This is a genomic window from Mesorhizobium sp. M0037 (genome assembly GCF_040323635.1).
In the GTDB taxonomy this organism is placed as follows: Bacteria; Pseudomonadota; Alphaproteobacteria; order Rhizobiales; family Rhizobiaceae; genus Mesorhizobium.
Genome location: NZ_JAMYVB010000004.1, coordinates 250,574 through 267,208 on the forward strand (window position 1 = coordinate 250,574; position 16,635 = coordinate 267,208).

At 63.4% G+C, this 16,635-nt stretch carries 13 protein-coding genes; 5 read left to right on the forward strand and 8 right to left on the reverse strand.

All coding sequences use genetic code 11. The annotated features are described in order from the left end of the window. Nucleotides 1–99: 99 nt before the first annotated feature. From NKJ78_RS09705 to NKJ78_RS09720, 4 genes are all read right to left on the reverse strand, one after another. Complete coding sequence (locus tag NKJ78_RS09705; protein WP_352459236.1) at nt 100–1,254, reverse strand: ABC transporter substrate-binding protein; 1,155 nt, start codon at nt 1,252–1,254, stop codon at nt 100–102. 209 nt (nt 1,255–1,463) lie between these two features. Then, nucleotides 1,464–2,375 (reverse strand): LysR family transcriptional regulator, encoded by a 912-nt coding sequence (locus NKJ78_RS09710; RefSeq protein WP_023673412.1) that lies wholly within the window; start codon nt 2,373–2,375, stop codon nt 1,464–1,466. An 80-nt stretch (nt 2,376–2,455) separates the two neighbouring features. Further along, nucleotides 2,456–3,067 (reverse strand): DedA family protein, encoded by a 612-nt coding sequence (locus NKJ78_RS09715; RefSeq protein ID WP_352459237.1) that lies wholly within the window; start codon nt 3,065–3,067, stop codon nt 2,456–2,458. 398 nt (nt 3,068–3,465) lie between these two features. After that, nucleotides 3,466–4,230: a DeoR/GlpR family DNA-binding transcription regulator gene (locus NKJ78_RS09720; RefSeq protein ID WP_352459238.1), complete on the reverse strand. Its 765-nt coding sequence runs from the start codon at nt 4,228–4,230 to the stop codon at nt 3,466–3,468. Between the two features lie 420 nt (nt 4,231–4,650). On the opposite strand from NKJ78_RS09720, the gene NKJ78_RS09725 reads away from it, so the two are divergent. Continuing rightward, entirely contained in the window at nt 4,651–5,535 is an 885-nt protein-coding gene (locus NKJ78_RS09725) for a phosphotransferase (protein ID WP_352459239.1), read from the forward strand. Then, nucleotides 5,532–7,985 carry a GcvT family protein gene (locus NKJ78_RS09730; protein ID WP_352459240.1) on the forward strand — a complete coding sequence of 818 codons (2,454 nt, stop codon included), beginning with the start codon at nt 5,532–5,534 and terminating at the stop codon, nt 7,983–7,985. Before NKJ78_RS09725 ends, NKJ78_RS09730 begins: the two co-directional genes overlap by 4 nt. Nucleotides 7,986–7,997: 12 nt before the next feature. Here the strand turns inward: NKJ78_RS09730 and NKJ78_RS09735 are convergent, their stop codons facing one another. Further along, nucleotides 7,998–8,630, reverse strand: coding sequence for a class I SAM-dependent DNA methyltransferase (locus tag NKJ78_RS09735; RefSeq protein WP_023692639.1), 633 nt, complete (start codon nt 8,628–8,630; stop codon nt 7,998–8,000). Between the two features lie 107 nt (nt 8,631–8,737). On the opposite strand from NKJ78_RS09735, the gene NKJ78_RS09740 reads away from it, so the two are divergent. Continuing rightward, the gene (locus tag NKJ78_RS09740; RefSeq protein ID WP_352459241.1) at nt 8,738–9,640 is read left to right on the forward strand and encodes a phosphotransferase; all 903 of its coding nucleotides are present in this window, start codon (nt 8,738–8,740) and stop codon (nt 9,638–9,640) included. Between the two features lies 1 nt (nt 9,641). Here NKJ78_RS09740 and NKJ78_RS09745 read toward each other — a convergent pair whose 3' ends face one another. Further along, nucleotides 9,642–10,565: a DMT family transporter gene (locus NKJ78_RS09745; protein WP_352459242.1), complete on the reverse strand. Its 924-nt coding sequence runs from the start codon at nt 10,563–10,565 to the stop codon at nt 9,642–9,644. Nucleotides 10,566–10,636: 71 nt separating this feature from the next. After that, entirely contained in the window at nt 10,637–11,917 is a 1,281-nt protein-coding gene (locus NKJ78_RS09750; RefSeq protein WP_352459243.1) for an amidohydrolase family protein, read from the reverse strand. Nucleotides 11,918–12,092: 175 nt separating this feature from the next. Here NKJ78_RS09750 and NKJ78_RS09755 point away from each other — a divergent pair, with 175 nt between their 5' ends. Beyond that, nucleotides 12,093–13,850, forward strand: a complete 1,758-nt coding sequence (locus NKJ78_RS09755) for an ABC transporter ATP-binding protein (protein WP_023685110.1) — start codon at nt 12,093–12,095, stop codon at nt 13,848–13,850. Between the two features lie 68 nt (nt 13,851–13,918). On the opposite strand, the gene ilvD is transcribed toward NKJ78_RS09755, so the two are convergent. Further along, nucleotides 13,919–15,763, reverse strand: a complete 1,845-nt coding sequence (gene ilvD, locus NKJ78_RS09760; protein ID WP_352459245.1) for a dihydroxy-acid dehydratase — start codon at nt 15,761–15,763, stop codon at nt 13,919–13,921. Between the two features lie 270 nt (nt 15,764–16,033). Here ilvD and NKJ78_RS09765 point away from each other — a divergent pair, with 270 nt between their 5' ends. Further along, nucleotides 16,034–16,504, forward strand: a complete 471-nt coding sequence (locus tag NKJ78_RS09765; RefSeq protein WP_023672886.1) for a VOC family protein — start codon at nt 16,034–16,036, stop codon at nt 16,502–16,504. The last annotated feature ends 131 nt before the right edge of the window (nt 16,505–16,635 follow it).

Consider the following 16,635-nt stretch of genomic DNA (forward strand, 5'->3'; position numbering starts at 1 on the left):
GCGAAGCCCCGGGTGGGGTGACTAGCACCGGACGTCAGCGTTGCCCCCACCCCGACGCTGCGCGTCGACCCTCCCCACAAGGGGGAGGGTTAAGGGAGCTCACCGCCCGCCGATGACGCCGATATAGTCGGACACCCAGCGGTAGTAGGGCACGCACTGGCCGTTCTGGGTGGCGCACTTCGACACCGGCGTCTTCCAGAACTTGATCTTGTCGAAGTTCTCGTAGCCGTTGGTCTTGCAGCCTTCCTCGCCGAGCAGCTCGTTGCCCTTGCAGGCAGCGGGCACCACGGGGAGCGAGCCGAACCAGGCAGAGACATCGCCTTGCACCTTGGGCGACAGCGAATGCTCAAGCCACATATAGGCGCAGTTGGGATGCGCGGCGTCGGCCTCCATCATGGTGGTGTCGGCCCAGCCGGTGACGCCTTCTTCCGGCACGGTCGAGGCGACCGGCTTCTTGGCGGCAACCAGCGTGTTGACCTGGTAAGGCCACGAACCGGAAGCGACGACGCCTTCGTTCTGGAAATCGTCGACCTGGATGGCGGCGTCATGCCAGTAGCGGCCGACCAGCGTCCGCTGAACACGCAGCAGCTCGAGCGCTGCCTTGTACTGGTCTTCGTTCAGTTCGTACGGGTCCTTGATGCCGAGTTCCGGCTTGTGGAACATCAAATAGTTGGCGGCGTCGGCGATGTGGATCGGGCCGTCATAGGCCTGGACGCGGCCCTTGTTGGACTTGCCGTCCGGCAGGTTCATTTCCTCGAAGACGACGTTCCAGCTCTTGGGCGCTTCCTTGAAGACATCGGTGTTGTACATCAAGATGTTCGGGCCCCACTGATAGGGAACGCCGTAATGCACCTTGTCGACGGTGAACCAGGGCGCATCCTTCAGACGGTCGTCTACCGCCTTCCAGCTCGGGATGAGATCGGTGTTGATCGGCTGCACGCGCTTGCCGGCGACGAGGCGCAGCGAGGCATCACCCGAAGCGGTGACCAGATCGAAGCCGCCCTCATTCATGAGCGAGACCATCTCGTCGGAGGTGTTGGCGGTCTTGACGTTGACCTTGCAGCCGCTCTCCTTCTCGAAGGAGGTCACCCAGTCATAGCCCTTGTCGGTTTCGCCGCGCTCGATGTAGCCCGGCCAGGCAACGATGCTGACCTCCCCTTCGCCCTTGCCGAGCTCCTTGACCTGGGCGACGGCCTGACCGGAAAAGGTCAGCGCGACCGTCAAGGCGGTGCACGTCTTCAGGAATGAATTCATCGTCAATCTCCCATTTTGGCGCCTGACTGCGAAGCGAGTCGCCGCCGCAGTCAGCCGCAGGCTGAAAAGCGTCAGTTCATCCGATGGCACGTTGCCGCTCTGATGGCGGCTTTCGTCCCAGATGAAAAGTGCTCGGAAAATTCCGGTTTCGCAAATTCATTTATCAGAAACGCGATATCGGTTTTTCCGATAGATAAGCACACACCGTATCAACGCTGCTGGCGTACCATACGCTGCGACTGGGCAAGGCCGATGAAGTCGCGCGACGCCTGCGGCAGACCGGAGCCGCGGCGCCAGACCATGCCGACCTGGACGACCGGCAGGGAGCCCGAAATGTCGCGCGATTCGATGCGGTCGCCTTCCAGCGACCAAGGCCGGTAGACTAGGTCGGGCAGCAACGCCACGCCCGCACCTGTGGCGACCAGGCTGCGCACCGCTTCGACCGAGCGGGTGCGAAAGGCGACATGCGGCCTGGCGCCGATCGCCGCCAGAAGCTTGCCGGTGTTCTCCTCGATCTCGTCGACGGTCAGCATGATCAGCGGCTCGCCGGCAATGTCGCCTATGCCAATAATGTCGGCGCTGGCCAGCTTGTGGCCGAGCGGGACCCACAGCCGGTAGGCCGAGACCTCGAGGATTTCCGACTGCAGCGCGGTGCGGTCGCGCAAATTGGAGGTGACCATGACGGCAATGTCGAGCTTGCCGCCGATCAGCAGATGTTCGAGATAGTCGCCATTGTCCTCGATGGCCGAGACATCGACGCCGGGATAGGCGCGGCGGTAGCGCGCCAGCAGATCGGACAGCACATAGCCCGCGACCAGCGAGGTGACGCCGAGCTGCAGCCGCCCGCCGGCCACCACCTGGTCGTCGGAAAAAGCGCGGCGCGCGTCGGAGACGTCGGCCAGGATCTTGGTCGCATGGCGCAGGAACTGGTGGCCTTTGTGGGTAATGTTGAGGCCACGCGGATGGCGCTCGAACAATTCGACGCCGAGATCGCTCTCCAGCTCCTTGATCGCCTCGGTGACCGAGGATTGCGAGATGGAGAGGTTTTGTGCGGCGCCCGACACCGTGCCTTGCTCGGCGACGGCAATGAAGAACTGCAGCTGGCGGATGGTGAAAGCCATGGCCGGACTAAACACCGGCGCGCCGGGGAAGGAAAGCCGAAGGCGGAGCTTATACCCATACGGCTTGAGGCGCCTCCTGGTCAGCCGAACCCGAGGCGCCGCCGGCAAGCAGGACCGTAGCGAAGCGCGAGCATAAACGCCGTCTCCAGCGCCAAAACGATGACGATGATGCGAAAGCCGATGGCATAGGAATCCCGGCCGCTGCCGCGCATAAGGTAGCCGGTGACGAGGAAGCCGGTGTTCCATAGCGTGGCGCCGAGCAGCGTCGCCGCCGCGAAGGGCAAGAGTGGAAGACGGAGCGCGCCGGCCGCGATCGGCAGATAGTTGCGAACCGTCGGGATGAACTGCGCCAGCAAGGAGACCCGGACATGATGGCGGCGATAGGCCTGACCAAGCTTGCTGTAGGTCGCATAGCGCAAGCAGACATATTTGCCGAAACGCTGGACCAGCCTGTCGGCACGATCCAAGCCAATCCGACGACCCAAACTATACCAGACAAGGCAGCCTGTGATGGCGGACAGCGTCGTTACCAGAAGCAGGATCGCCAGCGCCGGGAGATCGGGGGCTGCCGTCATGCCGAGGAACAGCAGCAGCACATGCGAGGGCGGCAGCGGCAGGATCTTTTCGGTGAAGGCGAGACAGCCGACGCCGAGCAGGCCGAAGCCCAGGATCGCCGACAGTGGATCAGTCATGCGAAGCGCCAGTCATAGGTTTTGAGGTTCTTGATCCTGGACACCTTATACACCGTAATACACCGTCGCCGGCGGAAAGTTGCGGAATGTCCGGCCAAGCCGGGTCGGCTTCCAGGTCGGAGCGCGCAAGCGTCCAGGAAAGACAAGGCATCGTTTGCAGCATGGTGGCCTCATTGCTGATGCGGGCGATTCGCCCGGCCCGCATTTCGACGAGGCGCTGTTTGCGGCTGCCAAGTTGCATGGACATTGCGAAGAGCCGGATGATTGAAAAACAATTTTTCACCAGAACGACATCTTATGCGGCCGGCGACGCGGCGCGCATGATGCACAACATCGCCTTCGTGGTATCGGGTAGCGGCATGGGCCGGGATCGCGGCGCACCAGTCGCTGGTGTTTGGCTAGGCGGCAGCGATGCTGAGGCGCGCTCCAGCCTCGGCCAGTGCCGAGGCAATGTCGCGCGGCGGCGGCTGGTCGGTGGCGAGTTCGGAAAAACCGTCGAAGCCGCAGACCTGGACTAGACCCTGGCGACCGAACTTGGTGTGGTCGGTGATGACCAGCGAGCGCTGGCCGCGCGACAGCACCATGCGGGCCAACTCCGCCTCTTCCAGATCGTAGTCGGCAAGGCCTGCGGCGGCATCGACGGCGCCGATCGAAATCACCGCATGGCTGACCGAGAAGCGGCTGACGAAATCGATCGCCGAGGCGCCGAAGGCGGCTCCGGAATCGCTGCGCAATTCGCCGCCGGCCATATAGACCTTGTTGCCGTTGACGGTGGCCAGCGTGCGGGAGATGTCGGATGAATTGGTGACCACGGTCAGCCGCCGGTGGCCGAGCAGTTCGCGGGCCAGGAACGAGGTCGTGGTGCCGGTGTCCAGCATGACCGATTCACCGTCGCGAATGGTGGCAGCGACCATGCGGGCGATCAGCCGCTTGGCCTCCGCATTGTCGCGCATACGCCGCTCGAAGGGCGCTTCGCCGGCCATCGACGGCAGGCCGATGGCGCCATGCATCTTGAGCACCGAGCCATTGCCGGTCAGTGGCTTGACATCCCGGCGCACCGTTTCAAGCGAAACCCCCAGCCGGTCGGCGAGGCTGGCAATGGTGACGGTGCCCTCTTCCTTGAGGAGGCGGAGGATTTCGCCATGCCGTTTCGAATGGATCATCTGGCTTCCTGAATTTGCGGCCTGCCCGGTTTTAGGGCAATGCCGCCGTTTTTAAAGGAATTGCTCGTGGTTTCGGGCAAAACACCCAAAAAAAGTCACAACATTTCATTGACAGTTACGTAGCACTGGCGTGACATTGACGGCGTGACAGCTTCGGAACTGCCACGGGAGGGTGATGGCAGAGCCGCAATTCACGGACCGGACCGTCTGGCCAGACCGTCTGGGTTTGAACTGGCACAAAAGTTTCTCAAATCCGCGGGGGCGGAGACCGGGTATCAAAACCTGGCCAGAGGGGCTCGTCGGTGCGGCGCGGGATAGGAGTTCCTGCGTCCCGCACCGACGAGATTTTTTGCGTTTCCCAACGCTCGTTACGCGGCGCATGGCGCCCAGGAAAGCTCCGCAAAAGTCAGGGATGGTCCCGTGACTGCTGAAGACCGCATCCGGGCCTTGCCCTGCTGGAACGGCAACATCGACATTGCGCCGCTGCCGGGCGGCCTCAGCAACGCCAATTATCTGGTCAAGGACGCAGCCGGGCGGCATGTCGTGCGCTTCGGCCAGGACTATCCATTTCACCACGTCTTTCGCGACCGCGAGGTGATGACGGCCCGCGCGGCGCACGCCGCAGGCTTCGCGCCGGCGGTCCGCCATTCCGAACCCGGCATTATGGTCACGGAATTCCTCGGCGCGAAAACCTTTGTCGCCGAGGATGTGCGCGCCAATATCGGCCGCGTCGCAGCCCTTATGCGCGGGTTCCATCGCGAGATGCCCAATCACATCTCCGGCGCCGGCTTCATGTTCTGGGTCTTCCATGTCATCCGCGACTATGCGCGAACGCTGAGCGAAGGCGGCAGCCGCAAGCGGGACGAGCTGCCCAGGCTGCTGGCGCTAGCCGACGAACTGGAGCGGGCGCAGAAGCTGCTGCCGATCGTGTTCGGCCACAATGATCTTTTGCCGGCAAATATCCTCGACGATGGCGACAGGTTGTGGCTCATCGATTTCGAATATGCCGGTTTCAACACCGCGATGTTCGATCTTGCCGGCGCTGCCTCCAACGCCGAGATGAGCGACGCGGAGTCCTTCACTTTCCTCACGGCGTATTTCATGCGCGAGCCGGATGAGGCGATCCGCCGCTCGCACGCGGCCATGCAATGCGCCTCGCTGCTGCGCGAGGCGATGTGGAGCATGGTTTCCGAACTTTACCTCGACGCGCCCGGCATCGACTACGTCGCCTACACCGCGGAGAACCTGACGCGGCTCGACGGGGCGCTGGACAATTACCGCACGAAGTACGGGACACAGTCATGACATTGCCTACACATGCCGGCATCGTCGTCATCGGCGGCGGCATTATCGGCTGTTCGACGGCCTATCACCTGGCACGCGACCACAAGGCCGATGTCGTGCTGCTGGAACAGGGGAAGCTGACCTCGGGTTCGACCTGGCACGCGGCCGGGCTGGTCGGCCAGCTGCGCTCGTCCGCCTCGATCACCCGCGTGCTCAAATATTCGGTCGAGCTCTACAAGGGGCTGGAAGCCGAAACCGGGCTCGCTACCGGCTGGAAGATGACCGGGTGCCTCAGGCTTGCGACCAATGCCGACCGCTGGACCGAATATAAACGGCTGGCGACGACGGCCAGGAGCTTCGGCATGGACATGCAGTTGCTGTCGCCGGGGGAGGTCAAAAAGATGTGGCCGCTGCTGGAGACCGGCGACCTCGTCGGCGCCTCCTGGCTGCCGACCGATGGGCAGGCCAGCCCCTCCGACATCACGCAGTCGCTGGCCAAGGGCGCGCGCATGCATGGCGCCAAGCTGTTCGAGGACGTCCGCGTTACCGGCTTTGACATGACGGACGGGCACATCACCGCGGTGAAGACCAACAAGGGCGACATTGCTTGCGACAAGGTGGTGAACTGCGCCGGGCAATGGTCACGCCAGGTCGGCGCGATGGCCGGCATTTGCGTGCCGCTGCAACCGGTCAAGCACCAGTACATCATCACCGAGAAGATCGACGGGCTGGCGACCGACGCGCCGACAATCCGCGATCCCGACCGCCGCACCTATTTCAAGGAAGAGGTCGGCGGGCTGGTGATGGGCGGCTATGAGCCGAACCCGCAGGCCTGGACGACCGGCCTGCCCGGCGGCGATGTCCCCGACGACTGGGAGTTCCGCCTGTTCGACGACGACTACGATCATTTCGAACAGCATATGAGCCAGGCGATCGCGCGCGTGCCGGCGCTGGAGACGGTCGGCGTCAAGCAGATGATCAACGGGCCGGAGAGTTTTACGCCGGACGGCAATTTCATCCTCGGTGTCGCGCCCGAATGCGCCAACATGTTCGTCGGCGCCGGCTTCAACGCCTTCGGCATCGCTTCCGGCGGCGGCGCCGGCTGGGTGCTGGCGCAATGGGTTGTCGATGGTGAAGCGCCGCTCGACCTTTGGGTGGTCGACATCAGGCGCTTTTCCAATTTGCACCGCGACCGGCAATGGGTCAGCGATCGCACGCTGGAAGCCTATGGCAAGCATTACACGATCGGCTTTCCGCATGAGGAGTACGTCTCGGGCCGGCCGCGCATCGTCTCGCCGCTCTACGAGCGGCTGAAAGCGCACCGCGCGGTGTTCGGCTCCAAGCTCGGCTGGGAACGGCCGAACTGGTTCGCGCCGCAGGGCGCCACATCCGAAGACATTTATTCCATGGGCCGGCAGAACTGGTTTGGCCCGGTCGGCGAGGAGCATCGCCATGTGCGCGAGAAAGTCGGCATCTTCGACCAGTCGTCCTTCGCCAAATACGAAATGGCGGGTTCGGATGCGGCTAAGGCGCTGGACTGGATCTGCGCCAACGATGTCGCCAAGCCGGTGGGACGGCTGACCTACACGCAGCTTCTCAACACGCGCGGCGGCATCGAGGCCGATTTGACGGTGGCCAGGCTCGCCGAAGACAAATTCTACGTCGTGACCGGCACCGGCTTCCGCACGCATGATCTCTCCTGGATCGGCGACCATGTCGGCAAGGGTCTCGACGTGACGCTGAAAGATGTCACTGAGGATTTCGGCACGCTGTCACTGATGGGGCCGCGCGCCCGCGACGTTCTGGCTGCCGTGACCGATGCCGATGTCTCGAACGCCGCCTTCCCGTTCGGCCATATCCGCGAGATCACGACTGCCGGCCATACGGTTCGGGCGCTGCGCGTCACCTATGTCGGCGAGCTTGGTTGGGAATTGCATGTGCCGATCGCCGCCACCGGCGAGATTTTCGACACGCTGATGGCGGCAGGCAAGCCGCACGGCATCCGGCCGATCGGCTACCGGGCGCTGGAATCACTTCGACTGGAGAAAGGCTACCGCGCCTGGGGCTCCGACATCACCCCCAACGACACGCCTCAGGAGGCCGGCCTCGGCTGGGCGGTGAAGCTGAGGAAGAACACCGATTTCGTCGGCCGGCGGGCGCTCAAAAAGATCAGCGGCGCCGACCTGAAGAAACGCTTTGCCGGCTTCACGGTCGACGATCCCGATATCGTGCTGGTCGGGCGCGAGACGATTTTGCGCAATGGCGAACCGGTCGGCTATCTCACCAGCGGCGGTTATGGCTACACGCTGGCTAAGAACATCGGCTATGGCTATGTCCGCAACGCCGATGGCGTCAGCGACGATTTTCTCAGCTCAGGGGACTATGAGCTGGTGGTCGCGATGGAACGGACGCCGGCCAACATTCATCTCGAACCGATGTACGATTCTTCGATGAGCAGGATCAAGGCGTAGACGAAACCTGGATTAGCTCACACGGAGTACAAGGCCGCGGCTGGGCACGGTGTCAGCCTCGCCCGGCATCGAAACATAAGGCGCAGTCTCCTCGGCACGAACGACCCTGACCTCAGCCTCGAGCGCAGCGATGCGATCGGCAAAGCCGGCGTTCCACAGCGTGTTCTTGATGGTCAGCACGATGACGCCACCGGGACGGCAGACGCGGATCAGTTCGTCCAGCCCCTCGGCGCCGACATGGCCGGAGGTGAAAACGCCGGCCGAGACGATGCCGGCATAGGCATTGTCGGCAAAGGGCAGTGGCCCGCCGAGCGCCAGGCAATGCAGCGCCGAATAGACGCCCTTTGCCGCCGCTTTAGACAGCATGCCTTGCGAAATATCGAGCGCTTCGACCTGGGGATAGCCGGTGATGGCCAGCCACTCGCCGATCAGCCCGGTGCCGGCGCCTGCGTCGAGAAGCGGTGCGGCGCCGCGCGGCAGATGGCGGGCCAGCAGGGCCAGGCAGATCGTCGGATGGCGGTAGCCGGCGGCCGACATGTCGGCATCGTAGGTTTCCGACCAACTGTCATAGATCGCGGCGACGTCCTCGGGCCGTTGCGCCGCATAGGCGGCGCCAAGCCCGCCATGATCCTTGTTGCCCGCCATGGCTGTTTCTCCGCCAGCTCGCTGCTCACCCTCGATCGGGATGATAGCCAAACGGCGAAAACTGTGGAACCGTTGTCGCAAGAAATAACACGCCAGGGGCAACAGGCATGGGGACCGACGAGGCACGCGCAACACTTGCGGCGATTCCGGCATTGGCGGGCTATGACGGACCGCTGGAGCGGCTCGGCGGGATGACCAATCTCGTCTTTCGGGCCGGCGATATCTGCCTGCGTATCCCCGGCAAAGGCACGGAGGAATATATCAACCGCGCCAATGAAGCGGTGGCGGCGCGTGAGGCGGCCAAAGCCGGCGTCAGCCCCGAAGTGCTGCATGTCGACCCTGCGACAGGCGTGCTGGCGAGCCGCTTCGTTGCCGGCGCCGTGACGATGTCGCCGGAAAAATTCAAGCTGCGCGCCGGCAGCCCGGCCCGCGCCGGCGAAGCCTTCCGCAGGCTGCACGCGTCCGGTGCGGTGTTTCCGTTCCGCTTCGAGCTGTTTGCAATGATCGACGACTATCTCAAGGTCTTGTCGACCAAGGACGTCGCCTTGCCGCCGGGCTACCACGACGTGGTGCGCGAATCCGGCACCGTGCGTGCCGCCCTTGCTGCCCATAGACTGCCGATTGCCGCCTGCCATTGCGATCCACTGTGCGAGAATTTTCTCGATACGGGCGAGCGGATGTGGATCATCGACTGGGAATATTCGGGGATGAATGACCCGCTCTGGGACCTCGGCGACCTCTCGGTCGAAGGCCGGTTCGACACCACGCAAGAGGAAGAGATGATGCGCGCCTATTTCGGCGGCGAGGCAAAACCGGCCGAGCGCGGCCGCGTCGTTATCTACAAGGCGATGTGCGACCTGTTGTGGACGTTGTGGGGGCTGATCCAGCTTGCCAACAACAACCCGGTCGAGGACTTCCGCGCCTATGCCGACGGCCGCTTCGCCCGTTGCAAGGCGCTGATGGAAACGCCTGAGTTTTCACGGCATCTGGCGGCGGTGCGCCAAGGTTAGGTCAATTCACGCCTTTCGGCACGTTCTCTGGCGGCACGACTGTTTCGACCACCTTCTGGCGGTGGAAGATGAACAGGCCGGCGAGCACGACGATGGCCGAGCCGATCAGGATGCGCGGTCCCGGCACGTCGCCGAAGAAGGCCAGGCCGAAGATCACCGCCCATAGAAGGAGGCTGTAGTGCAGCGGCGCCAGCGTCGAGGCAGGGGCCAGTTTCAGCGCCCTGGTAATCATCAGATGCGCGCTGCAGGAGACGATGCCGAGCAGGAGCATGGCGCCGAAATCGAGTGCCGACGGCGCCTTCCAGGCGCCGATGGTCATCACGGCGCCAACCAGCAGCGTGCCGATCGTCTGCCATGTGACCAACGTGGTGTCGCTGGTGCCGCGCAGGCGGCGGCTGAGGATGATGGCGAAGGCGAAGGCAATGCTGCCGACCAGTGCGAACAGCGAGGACTGCGAGAACGCCGCCGAAGAGGGCTTCAAGATGATCAGCACGCCGCAGAAGCCGACCAGGATGGCGGCCCAGCGGCGCCAGCCGACCTTTTCGCCGAGCAGGAAATGCGACAGCGCCGCCACATAGATCGGCCCGGCCATGTAGAAGCTCATCACGTCGGCAAGCGGCAGATAGACGACAGCGGCATAGAACAGCGCCGTGTCCACCGTGGTCGCCAGCACGCGCAGAATCTGGAGGACCGGCCGCTCCATCCGGAACAGTCTGCCGGCGCCCTGGTTGGCGATCATCGGGCCGAGCACGATGAAGGCGCCGATCGATCGGATCAGCACCACCTGGCCGACCGAGAAGCTGGCGACCAGCCATTTGCCCATCGCGTCGTTCAGCGCGAACATGAAGTCGCCGGCCAGCATCAAAAGGATGCCGGCCAAAAGCACGTTCCTGATGGTAAAGGTGCGGACGAGCGACTGGGCCATGCGGCTCCCTAGCTGCAAGCGGCCGCTTTGACGAGGCAAATCGGTAAGACCAGCGGCGGAATCGGCTGTTTCTACGCAGTTTTGTGCCGCCGGTTCACCTGTCCGGGACGGCCGGCGATCGACAGCCGTGTCTCCTGCTTCGTGCGCTCGGCCACCACCTTGCCCCTGGCGACGACGCACAGCCGTTCGGCACGTAACCTCAAGGCTTCGATCGGATTGCCGGCATCGAGGATGACGAAGCTGGCGCGCTTGCCCACGGCAAGGCCGAGATGATCGAGGCCCATGATGGCGGCGTTGACATTGGTGACCATGTCGAAGCAGCGTGCCATGTCGGCAGGGCTCGACATCTGAGCGACGTGAAGCCCCATGAAGGCGACGTCGAGCATGTCGGCGGTGCCCAGCGAATACCAGGGGTCGAGAACGCAATCCTGGCCCCAACCGACGCGGATGCCGAGCGCCAGCATCTCCTTCACCCGGGTCATTCCGCGCCGTTTGGGAAACGTGTCGTGGCGGCCCTGCAGCATGATGTTGATCAGCGGATTGGGGATCGCCGACACACCGGCCTCGGCAATCAGCGGCAGGAGCTTGGAGGCGTAATAATTGTCCATCGAGTGCATTGAAGTCAGGTGCGAGCCGGCCACCTTGCCCTGAAGGCCAAGGCGGTGGGTCTCATAGGCAAGCTGCTCGATGTGGCGCGACAGCGGATCGTCGGTCTCGTCGCAATGCAGGTCGACCATCAGCCCGCGCTTAGCCGCGATTTCGCACAATTCGGTCACCGAGCGCGTGCCGTCGGCCATGGTGCGTTCGAAATGCGGGATGCCGCCGACGATGTCGACGCCCATGTCGAGCGCGCGCAGCGTGTTCTGGCGCGCCGTCGGCGAACGGTAGAAGCCATCCTGCGGGAAGGCTACCAGTTGCAGATCGATATAGGGCGCGACAATCTTCTTGACGTCGAGCAGCGCCTCGACCGCCAGCAGCCGGTCGTCGCAGACATCGACATGGGTACGGATGGCGAGCAGGCCCATCGAGACCGCCCAGTCGCAATAGGCGAGCGCCCGCTCGCGCACCGCGTCATGGGTCAAGAGCGGCTTCAGTTCGCCCCACAGCGAAATGCCTTCCAGCAGCGTGCCCGAAGCGTTGATGCGTGGAATGCCGTAGGACAGCGTGGCGTCCATATGGAAATGCGGATCGACGAAGGGCGGCGAGATCAGATTGCCACGGGCGTCGATCGCCGTGCCGGCGCTGACATGCAGTTCGGACTCGATGGCGACGATCGTCTCGCCGATGATGCCTAGGTCGGCGACGGTGCCGTCGGGCAGCGTTCCGCCGCGCACAACAAGATCGAAATCCATCTGTCGTCATCTCCCTGCAGATCAGTCGCCGCAATCGTGGCGCAAAAGACACCGTGCCGCAGCCGATTGTCTCCGCGACAGCGAAAGGTTCCATCCGGTCACAACTCGCTCTATAAGCCGCCTTTCGCCCCGGTGGCGAATCCGAAATTCGTCAGTCAGTCATGGGATCGGCCATTTGTTTCGCTTCTTCCGTTCGACGGAAAACCAGCGCCTTATCGCAAGGCTTTTGCGGGAATCCTTTCACGCACATAGATTTGGCTACGCTGCGGCCATTCTGTCGATGCTGGTGGTGGCGGCAACGACAGCAGCCAGCGCCTATATGCTGCGCGAAATCACCAATGAATTCGTGGTTTACAAGAGGATTGGGCAGGTCAATCTGATCGCGGCGGCGACCGGAGCGATTTTCATTCTCAAGGGCTTCGCAAACTTCATCCAGGCCTACTTCATGAGCAGGGTCGGCAATGCCATCATCGCCGACCGGCAGCGCAAGATCTATGACAGCATTCTCGCGCAAGGCATCGAATTCTATCATTCGACCTCTTCGTCCGAACTGATTTCGCGCATGACGAACAATGCCCAGGCCGCGCGCAGCGTGCTCGACCAAATCGTCACGTCCTATGTTCGCGACCTGGTGACGCTGGCTGCGCTGGTGGGTGTGATGGTCTGGCAGCAGCCGGCGCTGTCCCTGATCTGTCTGGTGATCGGGCCGATCGCCATTTACGGCGTCAATCGTATCCTCAAGCGCGTCCGAAAAATTGCCTCGCAAGAATTCCGTTCGCTCGGCCAGATCGTGCAGGTGATGCAGGAAACGGCGATCGGCGTGCGCGTCGTCAAATCCTTCGGTCTCGAAGGCGCCATGCGCAAGCGCATGTACAAGGCCGTGTCGGACGTGGAGAGCCGCGCCAACAACATCGCCACGCTGGAGGCCGCCACCAGCCCGGTTATGGAAACGCTTGCGGGGCTGGCCATCGCTGGCGCCGTTTTTGTCAGCGGCTTCCTGGTTCTGGGCGGCGGCGGTCAGATGCCGGGCAACATCATGGCCTTCATCGCGGCGCTGCTGTTGGCCTATGAGCCGGCCAAGCGCCTGGCCCGCGTACGCATCTCGCTTGAAACCGGCATTGTCGGCGTGCGCATGATGTTCCAGCTCGCCGACCGGCCGCTGACGCTGGCCGAAAAGCCGGACGCAAAGCCGCTGCGGGCCGGGCCGGGCGAGATCCATTTCGACAATGTCAGCTTCGCCTACCCCGAAAGCGCGCCGGTGTTCGAGGGACTGGACCTGACGCTTGCCGCCGGCAAGATGACGGCGCTGGTCGGACCCTCGGGCAGCGGCAAGTCGACCATCCTCAACCTGATCATGCGCATGTACGACCCGCAGAGCGGCAGGGTGATGTTCGACGGGCAGGACATTTCTTGTGCCACGCTCACCTCGGTGAGGGAAAAGATCGCCTATGTCAGCCAGGACACGTTCCTGTTTGCCGGCACGATCATGCACAACATCAGGCTCGGGCGCGAGGGCGCCACGGACGAGGAAGTAATGGCCGCCGCAAGGGCCGCCAATGCACATGACTTCATCAGCGCCCAGGCGAAAGGCTACGACACGGATGTCGGCGAGAATGGCGCGCTGCTGTCAGGCGGCCAGCGCCAGCGCATCTCGATCGCACGCGCCATGCTGCGCAATGCCGAAATCCTGCTTCTGGACGAGGCGACCAGCGCACTCGACGCCGAATCCGAGGCGCTTTTCCGCGACGCGCTGCAGCAGCTGACGGTCGGGCGCACCACCATCGTCATTGCCCACCGCCTGTCGACCGTGCACCAGGCCGACACGATCGTGGTGCTGGAGGCCGGCAAGGTGGTGGAAAGCGGCGCGCATCGCACGCTGCTCAACCAGGGCGGGCTGTATCAGAAGCTTTACGAATATCAGCTGATGCCGTGAGCTTTACCCTCCCCCTTGTGGGGAGGGTCGCTGCGCAGCAGCGGGGTGGGGGTCGGCGCCGCACCCCCTCACTGCGGCACGTGCCTCACCGCGCCCTTGTCTGCGCTGGTGGCGAAGGCGGCGTAAGCGCGCAGCGCGGTCGTCACCTTGCGCTTGCGCTTTTCCTCGGGCTTCCAGGCCATGGCGCCCTTCGCCTCCATGGCCGCGCGGCGCGCGTCGAGTTCAGCGTCGCTGACAGCAAGCCGGATCGTGCGGTTGGGGATGTCGATCTCGATCGTATCGCCTTCCTGCACCAGTCCGATCGTGCCGCCTTCCGCTGCTTCGGGCGAGGCATGGCCGATCGACAGGCCTGATGTGCCGCCTGAGAAGCGGCCGTCGGTGACCAGCGCGCAGGCTTTGCCGAGGCCTTTCGACTTCAGATAGCTGGTGGGGTAGAGCATTTCCTGCATGCCGGGGCCGCCACGCGGCCCTTCATAGCGGATGACGACGACATCGCCGGCCTTGATTTCGTTGGACAGGATCGCCTTCACCGAAGCGTCCTGGCTTTCGAACACGCGGGCCGGGCCGGTGAACTTCAGGATCGACTCGTCAACGCCGGCCGTCTTCACGATGCAGCCGTCGAGCGCCAGATTGCCTTTCAGCACGGCAAGACCGCCGTCTTTCGAGAACGGCGTCTCGGCTGAGCGGATGACGCCCTTCTCGCGGTCGAGGTCGAGCTCGTCCCAGCGGCGGTCCTGGCTGAAGGCGACCTGTGTCGGCACGCCACCCGGAGCGGCGAGGAAGAAATCGCGGACGCTCTGGCTCGAGGTGCGGGAGATGTCCCAATGGTCGAGCGCTTCGCCGAGGCTTGCCGTATGCACCGTCGGCAGGTTGCGGTTGAGCAGCCCGGCATTGTCGAGCTGGCCGAGGATCGCCATGATGCCGCCGGCACGATGGACATCTTCCATATGCACGTCGGACTTGGCCGGTGCGACCTTGCACAGCACCGGAACGCGGCGTGACAGCCGGTCGATGTCTTCCATGGTGAAATCGACCTCGCCCTCATGGGCGGCGGCCAGGATATGCAGCACGGTGTTGGTCGAGCCGCCCATGGCGATATCGAGCGTCATGGCGTTCTCGAAGGCGCCTTTGGAGGCGATGCTGCGCGGCAGTGCCGACTCATCATCCTGCTCGTAGTAGCGCTGGGCGAGATCGACGATGAGATGGCCGGCCTCGACGAACAGCCGCTTGCGGTCGGCGTGGGTTGCCAGGGTCGAGCCGTTGCCGGGTAGCGACAGGCCGAGCGCCTCGGTCAGGCAATTCATCGAATTGGCGGTGAACATGCCGGAGCACGAGCCGCAGGTCGGGCAGGCCGAGCGTTCGATGACCTTGACGTCCTCGTCGGAGATCTTGTCGTCGGCGGCGGCAACCATGGCGTCGACCAGGTCGAGCGCTTGTGTCTTGCCGGCGAGCACCACCTTGCCGGCTTCCATCGGCCCCCCGGAGACGAAGACGCTTGGGATATTGAGGCGCAAGGAGGCCATCAGCATGCCGGGCGTGATCTTGTCGCAATTGGAGATGCAGACCATGGCATCGGCGCAATGCGCGTTGACCATATATTCGACCGAGTCCGCGATCAGCTCGCGCGACGGCAGCGAATAGAGCATGCCGTCATGGCCCATGGCGATGCCGTCATCGACGGCGATGGTGTTGAATTCCTTGGCGACGCCGCCGGCCTTCTCGATCTCGCGCGCCACCAGCTGGCCAAGGTCTTTCAGATGGACATGACCCGGCACAAACTGGGTGAAGGAATTGACCACCGCGATGATCGGCTTGCCGAAGTCCGAATCCTTCATGCCGGTGGCGCGCCACAGGCCGCGGGCGCCGGCCATGTTGCGGCCGTGGGTGGTGGTGCGGGAGCGATAGGCAGGCATGAATTTTCCTTGGCTGGCTGGCTGCGCTCAACGCGGAGCGTGGCGGCGCTGGATTTGGATCGCAGGGTTTATAGACCGGCAAGTATGGTCTGGCCACATTTTTGCAATGCGCCAGAGTCTCGCTGAAATCAGGGTTTCGAAAAAGATTGCCGGCCAGTGTCGGATCGCTAGCCCGGCATCCGTCCTTGGGACGACGGCAAGGGAATGGCACCATTTCAATAAGTCAGCCGCTTCACCTGTAACCGCAACCAAACACCCGAGGAGCATGACATGCAAAAGATCACCACCTGCCTGTGGTTCGATGGCCAGGCCGAAGAGGCGATGAATTTCTACGTCTCCATCTTCAAGAATTCGAAGGTGCTGAGCGTGCTGCGTTGGCCCGAAGGCCATGCCGATGCCGGCAAGGCGCTGGTGACCACGTTCGAACTCGACGGCGTGCAGTTCCAGGCACTCAACGGCGGACCGCAATTCAAGTTCAACGAGGCGATGTCACAGTCGATCGACTGCAAGACCCAGGAAGAGGTCGATTATTTCTGGGACAAGCTCATCGAAGGCGGCGGCGAACCGTCGCAATGCAGCTGGCTGAAGGACAAGTTCGGCGTCTCCTGGCAAGTCGTGCCGGAGCAACTGCCGCGCCTGCTTCTGGATCCGGACCGGGCCAAGGCCGGGCGGGTGATGTCGGCGATGATGCAGATGAGCAAGATCGATATTGCCAAGATCGAGGAAGCTGCGGAGGGGTGAGAAGGGGTCCGCGTAGCGGACGAAAAGCCAATTGCTTGGCTTTTCGAGCTTCGAACGCCCTGAGCCATGCGAAGGGCCGGCGCGCGTTGGAGCCAATTGACCCTTCAACGTCGGCGCTGCCCCTCATCCGC

Excerpts from the sequence above, each read along its gene's own strand:
- NKJ78_RS09710 (WP_023673412.1), bottom strand. The coding sequence starts at position 2,375 with ATGGCTTTCACCATCCGCCAGCTGCAGTTCTTCATTGCCGTCGCCGAG.
- NKJ78_RS09745 (WP_352459242.1), bottom strand. The coding sequence starts at position 10,565 with ATGGCCCAGTCGCTCGTCCGCACCTTTACCATCAGGAACGTGCTTTTG.
- NKJ78_RS09705 (WP_352459236.1), bottom strand. The coding sequence starts at position 1,254 with ATGAATTCATTCCTGAAGACGTGCACCGCCTTGACGGTCGCGCTGACC.
- NKJ78_RS09765 (WP_023672886.1), top strand. The coding sequence starts at position 16,034 with ATGCAAAAGATCACCACCTGCCTGTGGTTCGATGGCCAGGCCGAAGAG.
- NKJ78_RS09730 (WP_352459240.1), top strand. The coding sequence starts at position 5,532 with ATGACATTGCCTACACATGCCGGCATCGTCGTCATCGGCGGCGGCATT.
- NKJ78_RS09750 (WP_352459243.1), bottom strand. The coding sequence starts at position 11,917 with ATGGATTTCGATCTTGTTGTGCGCGGCGGAACGCTGCCCGACGGCACC.
- NKJ78_RS09740 (WP_352459241.1), top strand. The coding sequence starts at position 8,738 with ATGGGGACCGACGAGGCACGCGCAACACTTGCGGCGATTCCGGCATTG.
- NKJ78_RS09735 (WP_023692639.1), bottom strand. The coding sequence starts at position 8,630 with ATGGCGGGCAACAAGGATCATGGCGGGCTTGGCGCCGCCTATGCGGCG.
- NKJ78_RS09720 (WP_352459238.1), bottom strand. The coding sequence starts at position 4,230 with ATGATCCATTCGAAACGGCATGGCGAAATCCTCCGCCTCCTCAAGGAA.
- ilvD (WP_352459245.1), bottom strand. The coding sequence starts at position 15,763 with ATGCCTGCCTATCGCTCCCGCACCACCACCCACGGCCGCAACATGGCC.
- NKJ78_RS09715 (WP_352459237.1), bottom strand. The coding sequence starts at position 3,067 with ATGACTGATCCACTGTCGGCGATCCTGGGCTTCGGCCTGCTCGGCGTC.